At 70.1% G+C, this 19,094-nt stretch carries 12 protein-coding genes; 8 read left to right on the top strand and 4 right to left on the bottom strand.

The window, feature by feature from the left end:
- The first annotated feature begins 113 nt into the window (after positions 1 to 113).
- The gene (locus ACIP98_RS31565) at positions 114 to 1,229 is read left to right on the top strand and encodes a hypothetical protein (RefSeq protein WP_319662304.1); all 1,116 of its coding nucleotides are present in this window, start codon (positions 114 to 116) and stop codon (positions 1,227 to 1,229) included.
- A gap of 295 nt (positions 1,230 to 1,524) precedes the next feature.
- On the opposite strand, the gene ACIP98_RS31560 is transcribed toward ACIP98_RS31565, so the two are convergent.
- Both ACIP98_RS31560 and ACIP98_RS31555 read right to left on the bottom strand, forming a co-directional pair.
- Entirely contained in the window at positions 1,525 to 2,193 is a 669-nt protein-coding gene (locus ACIP98_RS31560) for a DUF2238 domain-containing protein (protein WP_401979132.1), read from the bottom strand.
- Positions 2,194 to 2,365: 172 nt separating this feature from the next.
- Positions 2,366 to 4,837, bottom strand: coding sequence for a phosphatidylserine/phosphatidylglycerophosphate/cardiolipin synthase family protein (locus ACIP98_RS31555; protein WP_401979130.1), 2,472 nt, complete (start codon positions 4,835 to 4,837; stop codon positions 2,366 to 2,368).
- Between the two features lie 415 nt (positions 4,838 to 5,252).
- Between ACIP98_RS31555 and ACIP98_RS31550 the strand changes: the two genes are divergently transcribed.
- The 7 genes from ACIP98_RS31550 to ACIP98_RS31520 all read left to right on the top strand — a co-directional run bounded on the left by ACIP98_RS31550 (position 5,253) and on the right by ACIP98_RS31520 (position 16,223).
- Complete coding sequence (locus ACIP98_RS31550; RefSeq protein ID WP_401979129.1) at positions 5,253 to 7,838, top strand: hypothetical protein; 2,586 nt, start codon at positions 5,253 to 5,255, stop codon at positions 7,836 to 7,838.
- Positions 7,839 to 7,869: 31 nt separating this feature from the next.
- Positions 7,870 to 9,102 carry an SGNH/GDSL hydrolase family protein gene (locus tag ACIP98_RS31545; protein WP_401979128.1) on the top strand — a complete coding sequence of 411 codons (1,233 nt, stop codon included), beginning with the start codon at positions 7,870 to 7,872 and terminating at the stop codon, positions 9,100 to 9,102.
- A 657-nt stretch (positions 9,103 to 9,759) separates the two neighbouring features.
- A complete protein-coding gene (locus ACIP98_RS31540; RefSeq protein WP_319662309.1) occupies positions 9,760 to 10,677 on the top strand; it encodes a sugar ABC transporter permease in 918 nt (305 codons plus the stop codon).
- 2 nt (positions 10,678 to 10,679) lie between these two features.
- Complete coding sequence (locus ACIP98_RS31535) at positions 10,680 to 11,618, top strand: carbohydrate ABC transporter permease (protein WP_319662310.1); 939 nt, start codon at positions 10,680 to 10,682, stop codon at positions 11,616 to 11,618.
- A 113-nt stretch (positions 11,619 to 11,731) separates the two neighbouring features.
- On the top strand, positions 11,732 to 13,075 hold the full coding sequence (locus ACIP98_RS31530) for a sugar ABC transporter substrate-binding protein (protein WP_319662311.1): 1,344 nt from the start codon (positions 11,732 to 11,734) through the stop codon (positions 13,073 to 13,075).
- Positions 13,076 to 13,293: 218 nt separating this feature from the next.
- Complete coding sequence (locus ACIP98_RS31525) at positions 13,294 to 14,286, top strand: LacI family DNA-binding transcriptional regulator (RefSeq protein WP_319662481.1); 993 nt, start codon at positions 13,294 to 13,296, stop codon at positions 14,284 to 14,286.
- Between the two features lie 188 nt (positions 14,287 to 14,474).
- Positions 14,475 to 16,223, top strand: a complete 1,749-nt coding sequence (locus ACIP98_RS31520) for a beta-galactosidase family protein (RefSeq protein ID WP_401979126.1) — start codon at positions 14,475 to 14,477, stop codon at positions 16,221 to 16,223.
- A gap of 196 nt (positions 16,224 to 16,419) precedes the next feature.
- On the opposite strand, the gene ACIP98_RS31515 is transcribed toward ACIP98_RS31520, so the two are convergent.
- Together ACIP98_RS31515 and ACIP98_RS31510 are read right to left on the bottom strand one after the other, a co-directional pair.
- Entirely contained in the window at positions 16,420 to 17,289 is an 870-nt protein-coding gene (locus tag ACIP98_RS31515) for a serine hydrolase (RefSeq protein ID WP_319662482.1), read from the bottom strand.
- A 499-nt stretch (positions 17,290 to 17,788) separates the two neighbouring features.
- Positions 17,789 to 19,060: an MFS transporter gene (locus tag ACIP98_RS31510; RefSeq protein WP_401979124.1), complete on the bottom strand. Its 1,272-nt coding sequence runs from the start codon at positions 19,058 to 19,060 to the stop codon at positions 17,789 to 17,791.
- Between the last annotated feature and the right edge of the window lie 34 nt (positions 19,061 to 19,094).

Here is a 19,094-nt window from a genome sequence, read left to right as displayed (position 1 = left end):
TGTTGTCTCGCGGACGTCACGGTTGGGCAACCACCGGGTCGGCGGAGCCGGAAACGGGGCGTGCCGGGCCGCACCATGGGTGCCGGGCGGGATGGCAAGCGAGGGGACGGGCAATGGAATTCACAGTTGAGCGGACGCTGAGACGGCGCGGCCGACAGTTCTTCGTCGTGGGGACGATCCTGATGGCAGGCGCCTTGGTGTGGCTGGCCGCCATCGCGCCGAACGGCCGGGTGACATCGGGCAACGACGCCGGCGACAGTTGGATGGCCGCGTTGTTCGTCCTGTTCATGTCCGTGGTCGCGGCCCTGCGAGGGTTGCACGACCTGCGGAAGGCGAAGCGGCCCTTCCGGCTGCGGATCGACGGGTTCGGCATCACGCTGCACGACGCCGAGCTCGCCTGGGAGCAGATCGACGCCGTCTCCCTCTGGCACGTCTCCAACGCCGGCGAGAACGTCGACGAGCACATCGCGCCGCCGAAGGTTCGGCTGGCCCTGTGGACCGCGCCGGGGGTGACGCTCCCCCGCAAGGCCGACATCAGCTGGGGCGACGACCGGACCCGCTACACCCTCGTGCACTGCAGGGACCTGGACCAGAGCGTCGCCGAACTGACCACCGCACTCGCCGAGTACGCGGGCGCCCGCTTCGAGACGGCGCCGCGCTCGGTGCGCCCGCCGATCCCGGTGACCGTGTCGGGACCGGAGCGGAGCGTGCCGGGCGGCGAACAGGTCTTCGTCGACGCGCGTCAGGCCGGCACCTGGACGCTGGTGTGGGCCGCGGCGGCCGTGGTCCTCGCCTACTCCTTCTGGCAGTTGATCAGCAGCCTCACCTCGGGTCTCGGGTCCCTCGTCGCGATCTGTGCGCTGTTCGGCGCCGTTGCCTGCTTGCCCCTCGCGGGCCGGTCCCTCTTCCGATGGCTCCGGCCGTTGCGCCTGCGGATCGGTCCCTCCGGTATCGGCATGCGCCAAGTCACGGAGGACGAGCAGTACTTCCGCTGGGCACAGATCGCGGCCGTGTCGGTCGGCCCCCTGTACCCGGGCAGCAAGGACACGCGGCCCTGGCTCGTGGTGTGGCCGCTGCCCGGCACCGCTCTGGACCTCCCGCACAGCTACCTGCTCGACGGCCACCAGGCCTACGCCCTGGTCCGGCTGGACCGCCTGCCCGGAGGCCCGGATGCGGTGGTCCCGGTCATCCGGGCGTACGCGGGAGAGCGCTACGCCGAAACGGCCTGACGGCGGCAATCCCCGGAGGTCGGGATGCGGTGGGGCCCGTCACCTTCCCCGACCCCACCGACCCGGCGGTCGTCGACGCTCGCTGCTGGGCCGGAGGGCGGGAGAGTGGAGTGGCCGTCGACCGCCGCCGGCGCGCCCCCAGGCCCGCGGGCCGAGTGCGACTCCGCACGGAGACCGGCCTGTTCCGCAGGGCCCGGGGCACGGCGACGGCGTCGGCCCACGATCTCGGGCCGGGCGACCCGGCGTGACGGATCACGAAACGTGGGGGACGGCGTGCCGCTTACTCCACCGCCGTTCACGCTTCAGCAACCGGTGCCCTGGCCTCGCGCGGCGCGAGAGTGTCCAACTGACGGTCGTGCACCCTGCTGAGCAGCAGCAGCGACAGGACAGCGCCGACGAGGGCACAGAACATGTCCCACTGGGTGTCCCAGACGTCCCCCTGGGTGGCGAGGAACGAGTCCGCGGCGTCGCCGCCGATCAGCGAGGCCCACCATTCCAGTAGTTCGAAGAACGCGCTGAACGCCAGACAGGCGCACACGGTGAGCGGCGCGAGCCACCGGCTGCCGCGCAGCGGGGAGGTTCGGGCGAGGATCTCGCGGACCAGCACGGCCGGCACGAAACCCTGCATCAGGTGCCCGATCCGGTCGTACGGGTTGCGCGACAGGCCCAGACTGTCGCGCAGCCAGTCCCCCAACGGCACCTGGGCGTAGGTGTAGTGACCGCCCACGGACAGGACCAGGGCGTGCAGGGCCAGCAGGACGCACAGCAGTCCGGTCAGCGGGAACCGGCGCCGCGTGGCGACCGCCAGCGGCAGTCCGATCATGATCCAGAAGGTTTCCAGTACCCAGGTGCCGCGTTCACGAGGATGAATTCCGGAGACCACCAGTACGGCGAGCGCGAACGTGAAGGCGGCGACCGGCAGGACCGGTCGGGCGCGCCGGACGGGGGCGGTGACGTCTGTCATGCGCCCAGCGTCGCAGTACCGGTACGGGAGCGCATGAGTACGGCTACTCAACCGCATCAAGCCGACGCGCGCTCCGGACAGGGCGCGACTGCCCCGTCGCGCGCCGGGCGCCCCCCGGCGGGGACGCCCGGCGGCACGGCGCAGGCGGCGGGGCAGGGCCACGCAGTACGGGCTACGCGTTGCGGAACGCGTCGCGCAGCCGCAGCTCGTTGTGCAGGTTCTGGTCGTAGTCGTCGGAGTACGTCAGGGCGAGCCGGCCACTGGGCGCGACCGCCACGGCCGGGCCGCCCTGGCCTCCTCCGGTGACCACGTTCATACGGGTGGCGGCGAGCCGGCCGGTGGTCGTGCCGTCCGCGTTGAAGCCGCGCGCCCACACGTCGTCGAAGCCGTCGACGAACGTCTCCTTCCACGCCACCACGAAGGTGCCGTCGTCGGCCGCCGCCACATCGGCGTCGGCCTGCGCGCCGATGGGCCGGTCGGCGTCGACGTAGGGGCCACTGGCGGTGCCGTCGGGGGTGGTGCGCTGCTCGGCGGCGAGCGCCGTGCCCGTGGCGGACCAGATCCGGTGGTACACGCGCTGCGGACGGACCGGCGTGCCGGTCCCGGTGGTGTACTCGTCGGTCCACGCGGCGACCGGTCGTCCGTCGGCGGTCAGCGCCACGGCGGGCTTGGTCTGCTGGCCGTCGGTGAGGGTGTTGGCCACCCGGCGGGTCAGCTCGAACGTCCCGGTCGGGGTGAGTTCGGCGAGGCCGATGTTGAGCCCGCCGTTGCCGTCGGCGTCCTCCTCCCAGACGATCGCGGCGTTGCCCGACGCGTCGATCGCCACATCGGGCCGCCGGTTGGAACCTGCCGCTCCGGCGTTGATCGTGCTGACCTGCACGTCGCGGTAGCGCTGAGTGCCCGCGGCGTCCCAGCTGCCGGCGAATACCTGGTTGAGCGTCGCGCCGTCGGCGCTGCTCTCCCAGGCCACGGCATAACTGCCGTCGCCGGACACCGCGACCGTCGGACGGAGCTGGTCCCCGTCACCGGAGGCGTGCGGGCGGGGCAGGGTGGTCACCGTACCGGCCGGCGTCACCTTGCGGACGGCGATGTCGCCGTACTTGTTGCCGTCGTCGTCGACCGTCCACACCACGACCGCGTTGCCGTTGTCGTCCACGCCCACGTCGGGCTTCTGGTGCGACCACGTGGCGTTGCCCGCCGTCCCGCTGTTGCTGAGCTTCTTCTCGTCCCACAGCGGCACGCCGTCCTTGTACATACGGATGTACACGTCGGTGCCCAGTTCGGGGTCCGAGGCGTCGTGCCGGTCGCCGCTCTCGTACACCACGGCGGTGTAGGTGGCACCGGAGGTGCCACCCGAGGCGACGGCGCTGTAGTGCTGGTCGCCGTCGGCGGTCACGTTGACCCGCGAGTAGTGCTGGGCGGTACGGCCGTACTTGGCGGTGTCGATGTCGACGAGACCGGCCCGCACACTGGTGAAGTTGGCGACGTACGCCTGGTAGATCGCCGGGTCGTCGATGCGCAGCAGCGTCTCGTCGTTGCGGGCCAGGGAGCCCTGGGTCCAGTTGTGCGAGCCGGTGTACACGTGCTGGACCTGCGTGCCGTCTGCCGTCTTCCACTCGGTCAGCAGGTACTTGGAGTGGACGGTTCCGCGGTTGCACGACGCCCCGGCGGCGGGCTTGTACCGGCAGCCGCCGGGCCGCGCCCCGTACGCGGGGATGTCGAGCCCGGTGAGCTCGTTGATGCCGCGGTTGTCCCCGCCGTCGCTGAAGTCACGGCTGTTCGTGTCGATCGCGCAGCCGTCGGCCTTCTTGCGTTCCAGGGACGCGTAGATCGCCGGGCGGGTGGCGCGCTGGTCGAGCTCGGCGGAGGAGATCCGGATGCGTCCCTCGCGGCTGCAGTCCACCTGGTCGATGAAGGAGGCCAGGATGTCGGAGTTCCCGTAGTGCGCGGCGTCGGACGCGGTGTCGCGGGGAAAGAAGAACGCCTCCACGGACGCGGCGGGATTCCCGGTCGCGTAGGTGTACTTGGTGTGGAGCGAGTCGCCGGCGTGCTTGATCTGGTCGGCCTGGTGCGCGCGGTAGCGGTCGGCCAAGGTGGCGTCGTCGGACACCACGATCGCGTTGTTGACCTCGCCGTCCTGTCCGCCGGCCATGTTCTGCGAGGTCTGCCAGACGACGTTCTTGCGGCCGTCGGACAGCGAGTCCAGCACCATGTACTTGTCGTGATCGATCGCCGACTCGTTCCCTGGGCCGTTGCCGAGGCAGCTGTGGTCGCACACCGTCAGTGTGCTGTTCCCGGTGAGCCGGGAGGCGAAGTTGCTCAGGGCCCCGGAGACACTGCCCTCCACGACGACCTTCACGGTGATGCCACGCGCCTGTGCGGCGATCAGCTTGTCCTGGATGGTCGCGGAGTTGAGCCAGAACATCCCCATCCGGATGGTGCCCGAGTCGGCGAGGTCGATGAGGCCGGCGGCGCCGTCGGAGATGGTGGTGTCGTACGCCCCGTTGGGCGTGGGGTAGTTGAAGTACGCGGTGAGGTTCCCCGCCGTGACGACCTCGGCGGATGCCGGAGCCGGAGTGAACAGGGAAAGCCCCAGCACGGCGGGAAGCAGCGCGGTCGCGGCGCCGCGTATGCGTCTGAGCATGTGACATCCAGGTGTTGCCGAAGTGACGGAACGGCGAACTCTAACGCGCCACTTGCCCGGTCACAGCGGTTCCCGGCCACTCATGATCTCCGCCGCCGGGGGCGCTACGACGCGGCCCGCCCGCGCCTCGGCCGCGCCCTGCGGTCCGTCGCCGGACTTGCGCATGCACCGGACCCGCGGGCCGGTCCCCCGTCCCTTGACGTCGCGGGCGGCTGCCCGGCTGATGGTGGGTGTCGACGGAGCCCGGTAGGGCCTCGCCCGAGCGGGCCGGCCAAAGGTCCGATCTCCTCACGGAAAAGACGGACGAGATCTAGGAAGCAGGGGGGTTGTCCCGTACATTCATGGGACGTCTGGCCCACCTCTGTCGCCCGCCGTCTGGAGAACTGTCATGCGCAGGGCTGTTGTTGCATGTCTTGTGGCCGTCGCCGCCGCCTTCGGTGTGTCCAGCGCCGGTCCGGTCGAGGCCGCTTCGCACACCGATGTGCTGCACGTCGCGCCCGACGGGCACGGGACCGCCTGCACGGCGCTCAGTCCGTGCACGCTGGACACCGCGCGGGACCGGGCCAGGCCGCTGGTTCCCGGTGCCACGGGGGACGTCGTCGTCGAACTGCGGGGCGGCACCTACCGGCTCACCGGCCCTTTCCGACTCGGGCCCCAGGACTCCGGACGGCCCGGCCACCCGGTGGTGTACCGGGCGGCCGCCGGACAGACCCCGGTGCTCACCGGCGCCGTCAAGGTCACCGGGTTCAGCAAGGTCGACGCGGGCAGGAACATCTACCGCGCCAAGGTGCCCGCGGGCACGGCCGCCCGCGAACTGTTCGTCAACGGGGTGCGGGCCGAACGCGACCGGGGCCCACGCGACCCGTCCGGGTTCACCCCCACCTCCACCGGCTTCACCACCGCCGACGCGTCGTACACCACCTGGACCGACCCCGCCCGGGTCGAGGTCGTGCGCAACAGCGGCTGGAAGCAGATGCGCTGTCCGCTCGCCTCCATCAGGGCGTCGGCGTCGGGCGGTTCGGACCTGACCGTGGATCCCGCGTGCTGGAGCAACAACCACACCTCGGTGCCCGACCCGGGCTTCCCCTTCAACGGTGCCGGGCTGCCCACGCTCGACGGCATCACCTGGCTGGAGAACGCCTACCAACTCCTGGGCACCCCCGGCCAGTTCTACATCGACCAGAACGCCGGCAACCTCTACTACGTGCCACGGCCGGGCGAGAATCCGGCCACGGCCGACGTCGAACTGCCCGTGGCATCACAACTGGTGGACCTGTCGGGCACTCCCGGCCACCTCGCGCCGCTGAACGACACCGACTGGCGCGCGGTCTACACCGGCTCATGGGCCTACTCCAACGGCCGGCCCCTCGGTGACATGAACGCGGACGTGCACTACACCTCCAACGACGGCGACGCCGTCAGCTACACCTTCAACGGCACCGGGATCCAGATGCTCTCGGAGACCAACGACGACGAAGGCAGCGCGGACGTCTACATCGACGGCAAGAAGACGTCCACGGTCTCCGGAAACGGGCCGGTGCGGCTCGCCCAGCAGGCCATGGTCTCGGTCACCGGGCTGCCCAAGGGCACCCACACCCTGCGCGTGGTCAAGACCGGCGGGTCCTACCTGCTGGTGGACGGCTTCACGGTGATCCCGGACGCGATCGCACCGGTGCACGATGTCACCTTCTCGGGCATCACCTTCTCCGGCACCGCCTGGACCGCCCCCACCGCCGAGGGCTACGTGGACAACCAGGCCGGTGTCGTCTGGGACCCGACCACACGCACCCCGGCCCGTATCCCGGCCGCCGTTCAGGTGCACCGCGGACAGCGGATCACCTTCGAGGGCGACACCGTCACGCACACCGGCACCAGCGGCATCGACCTGGCCGACCAGACCCAGGACTCCGCGGTGACCGCGAGCACCCTCACCGACACGGCCGGAATCGGCGTCGCCATCGGCGAGGTCGACGACTACTACCAGACCGATCCGGCGCTGATGACCAGCGGCAACACCGTCTCCCGGAGCGTCGTGCAGTTCCCCGGCCAGGAGTACGCCGACGCGGTCGGCATCTGGGTCGGGTACAGCCGCGGCACCACCTTGTCGCACAACGACGTCGGCTACACGCCCTACTCCGGCATCTCCATCGGCTGGGGCTGGGGCTGGGCCTCGGACTGCGCCCTCCAGGCCAAGCAGGGCCTGCCCACCCCGTGCGCCCACGGCACCACCTACGCCGGCGGCCAGCACATCGTCGGCAACCATGTGCACAGCGTGATGGGCGCACTGTTCGACGGCGGTCCGATCTACACCCTCGGTGGCCTTTCATCGCCTTCGGAGTTCGACGGGAACGTGCTGTCGGAGTGCATCGACGGATGCAACATGATCTACCACGACGAGGGCAGCTCGCAGTGGAACACCCACGACAACGTGGTGCGCTTCAGCAACGGGTCGCTCTGGACGAACCTGTGGACGCCGAGCATCCATGACAACGCGATCCACGACAACTACAGCGACACCGCCTCCTACAACAACAGCGGCACGGACATCACGTTCCAGCAGGCCACCGTCGTGACCGACGGCACCTGGCCGGCGGCGGCGCAGGCGATCGTCAAGGCGGCGGGGCCCGGCACCCTGCCCGGGGCGACGGTCGACGACGACGACCTGCGGGTGTCGTACACCGGCACATGGTCCTCCAGCGGGTCCCGCGGCGACGGGGACCTCGACGACGGCGTGCACTACGCCCAGCAGGACGGTGCCACCACGACGATCTCCTTCACCGGCACCGGCATCACCTTCCTCACCGAGACCAACTCCGACGAGGGCGACATCGGCATCACCCTCGACGGGACCCCGAAGGGGACGGTCAGCGCGAACAGCCCGCAGCGGCACGCCCGGCAGAGCGTGTACACGGTGTCGGGCCTGACCGGCGGCCCGCACACGCTCACACTCACCAAGGTCAGCGGCGCCTACCTCCTGGTCGACGGCTTCACCCTGAGCTGACCGGTCGTCGTCGTTCGAAGAAGGGCAGACAATGTTCCTCCTCAAGGCAAGAACCATGCCGGTGCCGGCGACGGTGGCCGCAGCCATGATCGTCCTGATGGTCGCCGCGCCGGCCGCACCTGCCGCGGGCAGTCGAGCGCCCTCCGGCCGGCAGGTGTCGGCCTGGTCGCCCAGCATGACCGTCGGCGGCCCGAACTTCGCCAACCGCACCATCAGGATGGTCGTCCACTCCAGCGTCAACGGGCACGGACTGCGTATCCACCTGTCCAACCTGCGCGGCACCACTCCGCTCACCGTCCGGGCCACGAACGTGGCCGCGCAGGCGGACCGTGCCACCGCCGTCCCCGGCACCCAGCACTCGGTCACCTTCGCCCACCGCACCTCGCTGACCATCGCCGCCGGATCCGAGGCCGTCAGCGACCCGGTGCCCATGGCCGTGTCCGCCGACCACAGCATCCTGGTCAGCATCTATCTCCCGAACGCCACGAGTTCCGCCACCTGGCACTCCGACGCGTTCGACACCACCTACCTGTCCACGGCGGGCGACCACACCGCGGACACGGCGGACGGCAACTACATCGCGGCCACCACTTCCTGGTACTACCTCTCCGGGCTGGACGTCATCTCCCCCGACGCCCGCGGCACCGTCGTCGCCTTCGGCGACTCCATCACCGACGGCTACAACACCCCGCCGGGGGTGTACCACCGCTGGCCCGACGACCTGGCCAGGCGGCTGGCCGGCACCCGGCCGATGGGCGTGGTGAACGCCGGCCTCGGCGGCAACCGCGTCCTGACCGACGTCCCCAACATCTGGCAGGGCATCAGCGCCACCCAACGCTTCGCCCACGACGCGCTCGGCCAGCCCGGAGTACGAGACGTGATCCTGATGGAGGGCATCAACGACATCGGCAACAACGCCGTGCCCGGCGGCAGCCCGCTCACCGCTCAGGACCTCATCAACGGCTACCGCGACCTGATCGGCCAGGCCCACGCCGCGGGCGTCCGGATCATCGGCGGCACCATGCCCCCCGACAGGGGCAACACCTACTACAGCGACTCCGCCGAGTCGATCCGGCAGGCGGCCAACCAGTGGATCCGCACCGGCGGTGCCTTCGACGGCGTCATCGACTTCGACAAGGCCCTCGCCGACCCCTCCGACCCCTCCACGCTCGACCCCGCCTATGACTCCGGCGACCACCTCCACCCCAACGAGGCCGGCATGCAGGCGATGGCCGATGCCGTCGACCTCGACCTCCTGCACTAGCCGCGCGCACTTCACCGCGACACGACGTCACCGTCCTGCAGGGGCAGTCGCAAGGAGTGAGGAGTAAGGAGTAAGGACAGGAGCCGACTGCCCGGGCCGGCGATCGGGGGCCGGACCCCAGGCCCGGGTGCGTCCGCGGTGACGCGGTGCGCCGAGCCGGGACGGTCGAGCTCCAGGGCACGATGGGCCACCGGGCGTGCACGCCGCTGGGAGCCGGCACACGAGCGTCGCCGGGAGTGCTCCCGCCCCCGTCGTCGCACGGTACGCCGTGATGCCCGGCCGGTGTGTCACGCGTCGCTGTCGCCGCCCCGGCCGGACGGCAACCCGGCGATGCTATCGCGCACCGCGCGGCCGGGAGCCCGGGGGCCCGGCCACGACGCCTCGGTGCCCTGCGAACTGCGGGAAGACCCGGGCCCGTCGGCCCTCACACCGGCATCCGTGCGGCCGGCCCCGCGCCGGCCTGCGCGGACGGGTTCGTCACCACACGCCGGAGAATAACCGCCGAACACCTCTTGACGCCTCGCGACAGCCGGTGCCAACATCCCCTCATCCAAATGTTTGCGTAAACGTGCGACCGAGCGGCCGATGATGTTTGCGCAACCATCCGGGGCTCCGTCCATACGCGGGGCCCCGCACGACGACGTGAGGGATGGGAACATGGCAGCCATATCGCCGCCGTCCGGTACCGGCAGGGCGGCCCCCCGGGGACCCAGGGGCCGACGCTGGCTGGGATGGGGCTTCGTGGCGCCATTCATGATCTTCTTTGCGCTGGTCTTCCTCGCGCCGATCGGCTACTCGATCTATCTGAGCCTCTTCCGTGACCGGCTCATCGGCGGCACCTCGTTCGTCGGCCTCGACAACTACACGCAGGCCTTCCAGGACAGCCAGTTCTGGTCCGGGCTGGGGCGCGTCGCCCTGTTCCTCGCCGTCCAGGTGCCGATCATGCTGGGCATCGCCCTGTTCGTCGCCCTGGCGCTGGACAGCGGCCGGCTCCACGGGCGGAACTTCTTCCGCATCACGATCTTCCTGCCCTACGCGGTCCCGGCCGTCGTGGCCACCTTGATGTGGGGCTTCATGTACGGCGACCGCTTCGGCCTGGTCGCCAACATCAACGACACGTTCGGGACCTCCCTGCCGAACCCGCTCTCGCCCAGCCTCGTGCTGGCGAGCATCGGCAACATCGTGACCTGGGAGTTCGTCGGCTACAACATGCTGATCTTCTACTCGGCCCTGCGGGTGATCCCGCACTCCCTCTACGAGGCCGCCGAGATCGACGGCGCGACCCAGCTGCGGATCGTCACGGCCATCAAGATCCCCGCGATCCGCGGCGCGCTGGTCATCGCGACGATCTTCTCGGTCATCGGCAGCTTCCAGCTGTTCAACGAGCCGAGCATCCTCAAGTCCCTGGCGCCCAACGCCATCACGACGTACTTCACGCCGAACCTCTACACCTACTCGCTGTCCTTCTCCGGCCAGCAGCACAACTACGCCGCGACGGTCGCGATCGTCATGGGAGTGGTCACGATGATCGTCGCCTACGTCGTGCAGCTGCGCGGCATGCGGAAGGAGGCGTGACGATGGCCCAGTCCAGCACCAGCACCCTCGCGCCCGTACGGCAGCACTCCGGTTCCGCGACATCCGCGCGCGGCGCGAGCCGGCGGCGCTCCTCCGACCGGCCCCGGCGCAACGTCCTGCTCACCGTGCTGACCGCGCTCGTCGCGGTGTACGCCCTGATCCCGCTGGCCTGGCTGCTGATCAGCGCCACGAAGACGCAGAAGAACCTGCTCGACTCCTTCGGGCTGTGGTTCAGCGGCGACTTCGCGCTGTGGGACAACATCCAGCAGACCCTCACCTACAACGACCACATCTTCGTGCGGTGGTTGCTGAACACCCTGCTGTACGTGGCGGTGGGCGCGGGCGGGGCGACCTTCCTCGCCGTGCTGGGCGGCTACGGCCTGGCGAAGTTCGACTTCCCGGGCAAGCGGGCGGTGTTCGCGGTGGTGATCGGCGCGGTCGCCGTGCCGGGTGCCGCGCTGGCCGTGCCGACGTTCCTGATGTTCAGCAAGATGGGTCTGACCAACACACCGTGGGCGGTCATCGTCCCCTCGCTGATCTCGCCCTTCGGCCTCTACCTGATGTGGGTCTTCGCCTCCGAGGCGATCCCGGGCGAGCTGCTGGAGGCGGCCCGGGTGGACGGCTCGGGCGAGATCCGCACCTTCTTCAGGATCAGCCTGCCCCTGCTCGCCCCGGGCATCGTCACCGTCCTGCTCTTCACCGTGGTCGCGACGTGGAACAACTACTTCCTGCCGCTGATCATGATCAAGGACCCCGATTGGTACCCCCTCACCCTGGGGCTCAACGCCTGGAACGCCCAGGCCGCCACCGCGGGTGGGCAGCCGGTCTTCAATCTCGTGATCACCGGGTCGCTGCTGACCATCGTCCCGCTGATCGCGGCCTTCCTCTTCCTCCAGCGCTACTGGCAGTCCGGACTCGCCGCCGGCAGCGTCAAGGAATGATCACCCGGCGCCGCGCAGGCGCCGTGTCCACCCTGCGGGCCTCTCCCCGGCACACCCCTGCGGTGGGCCGGCGGACGACGCCGCAGTTCATCACCACAACGAAGTGAGATGCGATGACGAACAAGCCACTTCGGCGCACGGCGCAGGCGGTCGCGGTGCTCTGCGCGGCGGCCCTGTCCCTGACCGCCTGCGGTTCCTCCGACGACTCCGGATCCGGGGCCAAGGCCGCCGACGCCGGCAGCGTCGAGGCGGCGCTCAACAAGGGCGGCACCCTGACGGTGTGGGCATGGGAGCCGACGCTGAAGCAGGTGGTCAGCGACTTCCAGGCCAAGTACCCGAAGGTCAAGGTGAAGCTGGTCAACGCCGGTACCGGCAACGACCAGTACACCGCGCTGCAGAACGCGGTCCAGGCCGGCTCGGGCGCCCCCGACGTGGCGCAGATCGAGTACTACGCGCTGAGCCAGTTCGCGCTCGGCAAGTCCGTCACCGACCTCAGCCCGTACGGCGCCAAGGACCTGTCCAAGGCGTACTCCCCCGGCCCGTGGAACGCCGTCTCCATCAACGACGGTGTGTACGCGCTGCCCATGGACTCCGGGCCGATGGCGATGTTCTACAACAAGAAGGTCCTCGACAAGTACAAGATCAAGGTGCCCACCACCTGGGACGAGTACCTCACCGCGGCCCGCGCGCTGCACAAGGCCGACCCCAAGGCGTACATCACCAACGACACCGGCGACGCGGGCTTCGTCACCAGCCTGATCTGGCAGGCCGGCGGTCACCCGTACACCGTGGACGGCACCAACGTGAAGGTGAACTTCACCGACGCCGGCACGAAGGAGTTCACCGCCGTCTGGCAGAAGCTCATCTCGGAGAAGCTGCTCGCCCCGATCAGCTCCTGGAGCGACCAGTGGTACAAGGGGCTGGCGGACGGCACCATCGCGACCCTCAACACCGGTGCGTGGATGCCCGCCAACTTCTCCTCCGGCGTTCCCTCCGCCTCGGGTGACTGGCGTGCCGCCCCGCTGCCGCAGTGGCAGGCCGGGCAGACCGCCAGCGCGGAGAACGGCGGCAGCTCGCTGGCGGTGATGGAGGCGAGCAAGGACAAGGCCCTCGCCTACGCCTTCGTGAAGTACGCGGACAAGGACGCGGGTGTCCAGGCCCGCATCAAGGGCGGAGCCTTCCCGGCCACGACCGCGGACCTGAACTCCGACACCTTCCTGAACACCGAGTTCCCCTACTTCGGCGGTCAGAAGGCGAACCAGGTCTTCTCCGAGTCGGCCAAGAACGTGGTGCCCGGCTGGTCCTACCTGCCCTACCAGGTCTACGCGAACTCGATCTTCAACGACACCGTCGGCAAGGCCTACGTGTCCTCCACGCCGCTGCCCGACGCCCTCGCCTCCTGGCAGGACGCCTCGGTGAAGTACGGCAAGGACCAGGGCTTCACCGTCGGCAACTGACGGACCGGCACATCCCCTGGCCGGCCCGGCCGTTCCGCGACGCGGGACGCCGGCGCCGGCCCCCCCTGGGGGCCCGCGGACCGGCGATCCCGGCGTTCCGCCCCCATAGACTGCAGACCAACCAGCGGCTGTGACGTGTGACGAGGTGTACGACGGACGTGGACGGGACCGGACAGAACTCGGTGGCCGGCGCGCAGCGGCGACGGCGCGGCGCGTCGATGGCCGACGTCGCCAAGCTGGCGGGCGTCTCCGCGCAGACCGTCTCCCGGGTCTCCAACGGTTTTCCCGGCGTCCTCGAGGAGACCCGGCAGCAGGTGCTCTCCGCGATGAAGCAGCTCGGCTACCGCCCCAACAGCGCGGCGCGGGCTCTGAAGAGCGGTGAGTTCCGCACCATAGGCGTCATTCTCTTCAGCCTGTCCAGCACGGGCAACATGCGCACCCTGGAGGCCGTCGCGTCCTCCGCCGCGCGCGAGGGGTACGCGACCACCCTGCTGCCGGTCACCGCGCCCACGCAGGACGGCGTGCGCGGTGCCTTCACGCGGCTCGGCGAACTCGCGGTGGACGGCATCGTCATGATCATGGAGGTTCACCTCCTGGACGCGATGACCGTGGCGCTGCCGCCGACGGCCCCTGTGGTCGTCGTCGACTCCGACGCCGGCGACCAGTACTGCGTCGTCGACACCGACCAGGCCAGTGGCGCGCGGGCGGCCGTCGAGCATCTGCTGGACCTCGGCCACGGCACGGTGTGGCACGTCGCGGGCCCCAAGGAGTCATTCGCGTCCGAACGCCGGGTCGGCGCCTGGCGGGAGGCCCTGGAATCCGCCGGCCGTGACGTGCCGCGACTGCTGCGCGGTGACTGGTCGGCGGAGTCCGGCTACGAGGCCGGGCTGCGGATCGCGGCGGATCCCGACTGCACCGCGGTCTTCGTCGCCAACGACCAGATGGCCCTCGGTGTGCTGCGCGCCCTCAACGAGCGCGGCAGGCGAGTGCCGGAGGACGTGAGCGTGGTCGGGTTCGACGACATCCCGGAGGCCGCCTCCTTCATGCCGCCCCTGACGACGATCCACCAGGACTTCGCCGAGGTCGGCAGGCGCTGCGTCGAGGGCGTGCTGCGCCAGATCCGGGACGACGTCGCGGAGCAGGGCACCACGTTGGTGCCCACCAGGCTCGTGGTCCGCGGCAGTACCGCCCCGCCCCCCGCCGACGGCTGACCGCGACCGTGTGATCTCCAACCTGTGAACTCGTGAACCTGTGAACCGACAGAACCTCGCCATCGCTCCCGCGCTGCGCGATGGCAACGCAAACATCCCACCCCGGCCTCCCTCGCGGACCCGCCCGCGAACACCCCGTGACCGCACCGCACGCACATGATCCCGACTCCACTGGAGGAGCCCCCGCCATGCCCCTACTGCGGACCGAAGGGAACGAATTCCGCCTCGACGGCGAGCCGTTCCGCATCATCTCCGGTGGCCTGCACTACTTCCGTGTCCACCCCGAACAGTGGCGGGACCGGCTGCGCAAGGCGCGCCTGCTCGGGCTGAACACCATCGACACCTACGTGCCGTGGAACCTCCACCAGCCCCGGCCGGACGAGTTCCACGCCGACGGCGGCCTGGACCTGCCCGCCTTCCTGGCGCTCGCCCAGGCCGAGGGGCTGCACGTCCTGCTGCGCCCCGGACCGTACATCTGCGCCGAGTGGGAGGGCGGCGGCCTGCCCTCCTGGCTGCTCGCCACGCCCGACATCCGTCTGCGCACCGCCGACCCGCGCTACCTGGAGGCCGTGGACGCCTTCCTCGACCGGCTGCTGCCGCTCGTCACGCCCCACCTCGCCACCAACGGCGGCCCCGTCCTGGCCGTGCAGGTCGAGAACGAGTACGGCGCCTACGGCGAGGACCCCGTCTACCTGACGCATCTCGAGGCGAAGCTGCGCCAAAGGGGTGTCGACGTCCCGCTGTTCACCTGCGACCAGCCGGCCGATCTCGCCCGCGGCAGCGTCCCGGGCGTCCTGAGCACGGTCAACTTCGGCAGCCGGCCCGCGCAGAACCTGGCGGCGCTGCGCGAGCACCAGCCCGAAGGCCCCCTGATGTGCACCGAGTTCTGGAACGGCTGGTTCGACCGCTGGGGTGGCGTGCACGTCGTCCGCGACGCCGCCGGCGCCGCCGCCGACCTCGACGACCTGCTCACCGCCGGCGCCAGCGTGAACCTGTACATGTTCCACGGCGGCACGAACTTCGGCTTCACCAACGGCGCCAACGACAAGCACACCTACCGGCCGACGATCACCTCCTACGACTACGACGCGCCCCTGGACGAGGCCGGCGACATCACCCCCAAGTACCTCGCCTTCCGCGACGTCCTCGCCCGGCACACCGCCGTCCCCGACGGCCCCCTGCCCGAGCCGTCGAAGAAGCTCAACCTCCTCGGCGTCCGGCTCACCGGGACCGCGCCCCTGCTCGGCTCCGCCGACCGGCTGGGCGAGGCGGTGGCCGGCCCCCGCCCGCTGACCATGGAGGAGCTGGGCCAGGACTTCGGCTTCGTCCTGTACGAGACCGAGCTCGCCGAACCCGGCCCCACCCTGCTGCACTTCGACGGGATCAAGGACCGCGCCCAGGTCTTCCTCGACGGCACCCCCGCCGGGACCCTGGAGAGGGAGCAGCACGAGAGCGCCCTGGCCCTCACCGTCCCGGCCGGAGGCGCGACCCTGACGGTGCTGGTCGAGAACCAGGGCCGGGTCAACTACGGCCAGGGCATCCACGACCGCAAGGGCCTGACCGGCGCCGTCACGGCGAACGGCAGCGTGCTGACCGGGTGGCGCAGCAGGCCCCTGCCGCTGGACGACCTGTCCGGGCTCGCCTTCGCCACCGGCGCCCCGCAGCCCGTGGGGCCCGCGTTCCACCGCGGCACCTTCGAGCTGGAGGCCGCCGCGGACACCTTCCTCGACCTGACCGGCTGGACCAAGGGCAACGCCTGGGTCAACGGCTTCGCGCTGGGCCGCTACTGGTCCCGCGGCCCGCAGCGCCGCCTCTACGTCCCGGCACCCGTGCTGCGTCCCGGCACCAACGAGCTGGTGGTCCTGGAACTGCACGCCACCGCCCGGACCGCCGTCGACCTGTGCGACACCCCGGACCTCGGCCCGCTGGAGGAGTAGCGGGGGCACCGGAGAGTCCGGTTGCTCCCGGGGACGGGCATCCGTCCCCTGTGGACGCGGGCAGCACATGACCGAGGGGCACGACCGGGATGTCCCGGTCGTGCCCCTCAGCTGTGGGACGTCCCCGCCGCCGCCGGTCGCGACCACGATCGATCACGACGGCGTCGCGGGCAGACCCTTCGTCATGCCGATGTGACTACTTCTTGAAGCCGTAGTTCATCAGCTTCGTCGCGTCCGACGCACGGCTGGTCGCCGAGGGGGCCGCGAGAACGGTGCCGATGACCGTCTTGCCGTTGCGGGTGGCCGCAAAGACCAGGCAGTACTTGGCGACCGAACCGGAACCGGTCTTGATCCCGATGGTTCCGGAGTAGCTGCCCAGCAGCGTGTTGGTGTTCGCCCACGACATGTAGCGGTAGCCGCCGGTCTTCGTGGTGACCTTCTGCTTCGTCGACTTGGTCTTCACGACGGTGCGGAAGGTCGCGTACTTCATCGCGTTGCTGGCGAGCTTGGTCAGGTCGCGGGGGGTGGAGTAGTTCGCCCCGTTCCCGATGCCGTCGAACGAGTCGAAGTGGGTGTTCTTCAGACCCAGGCTCTTGGCCGTCGAGTTCATCTTGCCGATGAACGACTTGACCCGTGCGGCCCGCGAGGTGCCCGTGCCGTACTTGTCGGCGAGGGCGTACGCCGCGTCGCAGCCGGACGGGAGCATCAACGCGTACAGCAGCTGACGGACGGTCACCTTGTCACCGACGATCAGGTGGGCCGACGAAGCGCCCTTGGAGACGATGTAGTCGCTGTACGCCTTCTGGATCGTCACCTTGGTGTCAAGGTTCAGATGCGGCTGGGCGAGCACGACACGAGCCGTCATGATCTTGGTGGTGGAACCGGTGGAACGACGGGTGTCGGCGGCCTTCGAGTAGAGGGTCTTGCCGGTCCCGTTGTTCATCACGAAGCCGCCCTTGGCGGTGATCGTGGGCGTCGCGATCGTCGCGGCGTGAGCCGGGGCGACGAGCGCTCCGGCCGACATCACTGCTCCCGCAGTGATCGTCACCGCGGAGACGCGGGACATGTTCTTTATGCCGTTTTTCAAAGCGTATACCTCAAATGCTCCTATGGGTTGATGGCATGACGAGGCCATCCCCCTAGAGACTCCTGAGGCGGGTAAAAGGATGCCCATATCATCGTGAGAAATTTCTCAGTTCTTTCATGATGTACGCAGGTGGAAATACCGAATCATCCTGTTAGAGGGGATTTGCGGCCGATGGACTCCCCGGCCCACTGCCGAACCCCCCGTCGCCACCCGACACCTCACATCCGGTGGGCAGTTGCCTCCCGGCAGACGACGGAGCGTCCACCTCGCACGGCGCCTTCGGGGCGTGTCACACATGCGGCAGCCATAAAGCCTTTCCGCCGGGAGGACGGAAGCAGTTTCATGCGCCAGCGGTCCGATCGGACCACGCCGCTGACGAGCTGAACCGCTGACGCTCCGCCACTCACCCGGGACGTTCCCGCCGACGGTGCCGCCCGGCGGTGGGGACACACCTCCTTCGCGCCGCCGGAGCAGCCGGCTACCGGCCGACGGGCTCGGGAGGCGTCGTCGGGGCGGCGGCATCGGCGGCCACGGTTGCCTGGGCTCCGAGGCCGTGGGGCAGGCTGCGTACCGCGGCGGAGGCCAGGGGAGCCAGGACCGCCGCGGCGTAGACCACGCCCGCGACCGCGGCCACCTGGAACCCTCCGAAGCGGTCGGCGAGCGGCGCCACGCTCAACTGCCCGAGCGGGATGGCGATGTAGGACAGCAGGTCGTCGAAGGACGACACGCGCGACAACGCGTGCGGCGGGACGTGCTCCTGCAGCGAGGTGTCCCATCCGACGGACGCGACGGAGGAGCCCAGGCCGGCGGTGAAGGCGGCGGCGATCAACCAGGGCGCGTGCAGATGCGCACCCAGTGCCAGGAGGGGCAGTGCACCCAGTACGCTCACGAGCTGGCCCAGCCGGAGCAGGTGCCGGACGGTCAGCCGGTACATCAGTGCGCTCATCACGAGCAGGCCCGCGCCGCGGGCGCTGAGCACGAAGCCCCAGGCCGCTTCGCCGTCGGCCTGCCGGGTGAGCTCGGGACCCAGGATCTGCCAGGTGCCGACCTGCACCAGGTTGACCACGCAGAAGGCGAGCGACACCGTCCAGACCCAGCGGATCCGGCGGTAGGCGTCCCAGCCCTCGCGGATGTCGGTGATCAGACTCGCGGAACGGCGGCTGCCGGACGGACCGTCGAGGGGAGCCAGGTGGGTGAGGCAGGCGGCGGCGAGCAGGTAGGTCAGCGCGTCGAAGGCGATGGCCGGGCCTCCGCCCGTGGCCGCCACCAGCACGCCCGACAGGCTCGGCCCGAGGATCTTGGTGGCGTTGCGTACTGATCCCAGCAGCGCGTTCGCCTGACGGAGCCCGTCGCCCGGGACGAGTTGGGGCAGGATGCCGCGCAGGGCCGGCGTGGTGAAGGCGGCGAGGACGCCGTTCGCGAATCCCAGCGCGGCCACCGGGACCAGGGCGTAGCGGCCGGTCAGCAGCAGGGCGGCCACACCGCCCTGGGTGAGGGCCGAGCCCAGGTTCGCGGCCACCAGCAGGGTACGGCGCGGAAGGCGGTCGGCCGTGGCTCCGCCCACCACCAGGAACACGAGCAGCGGCACCATGTAGACGGTGAGGACCACGCCCAGGTCGCCGGGGCTTCCCGAGGCGTCCAGGACGGCGAAGGCCAGCGCGACCGGGGCCATCGCGCTTCCGAGCAGGGACACCGACTGCGCGGTGAAGAACCAGCGGAAGCCCTTGTTCAGCAGGAGGGGTGAGAGCACGCACCGCAGTCTGCGGAAGGAGCCGGCCCGGGCA

The sequence above is a fragment of the Streptomyces sp. NPDC088354 genome (genome assembly GCF_044753585.1).
In the GTDB taxonomy this organism is placed as follows: Bacteria; Actinomycetota; Actinomycetes; order Streptomycetales; family Streptomycetaceae; genus Actinacidiphila.
The sequence above is the reverse complement of the archived record's forward strand: the minus strand, read 5'-3'. Positions and strand labels throughout refer to the sequence as shown.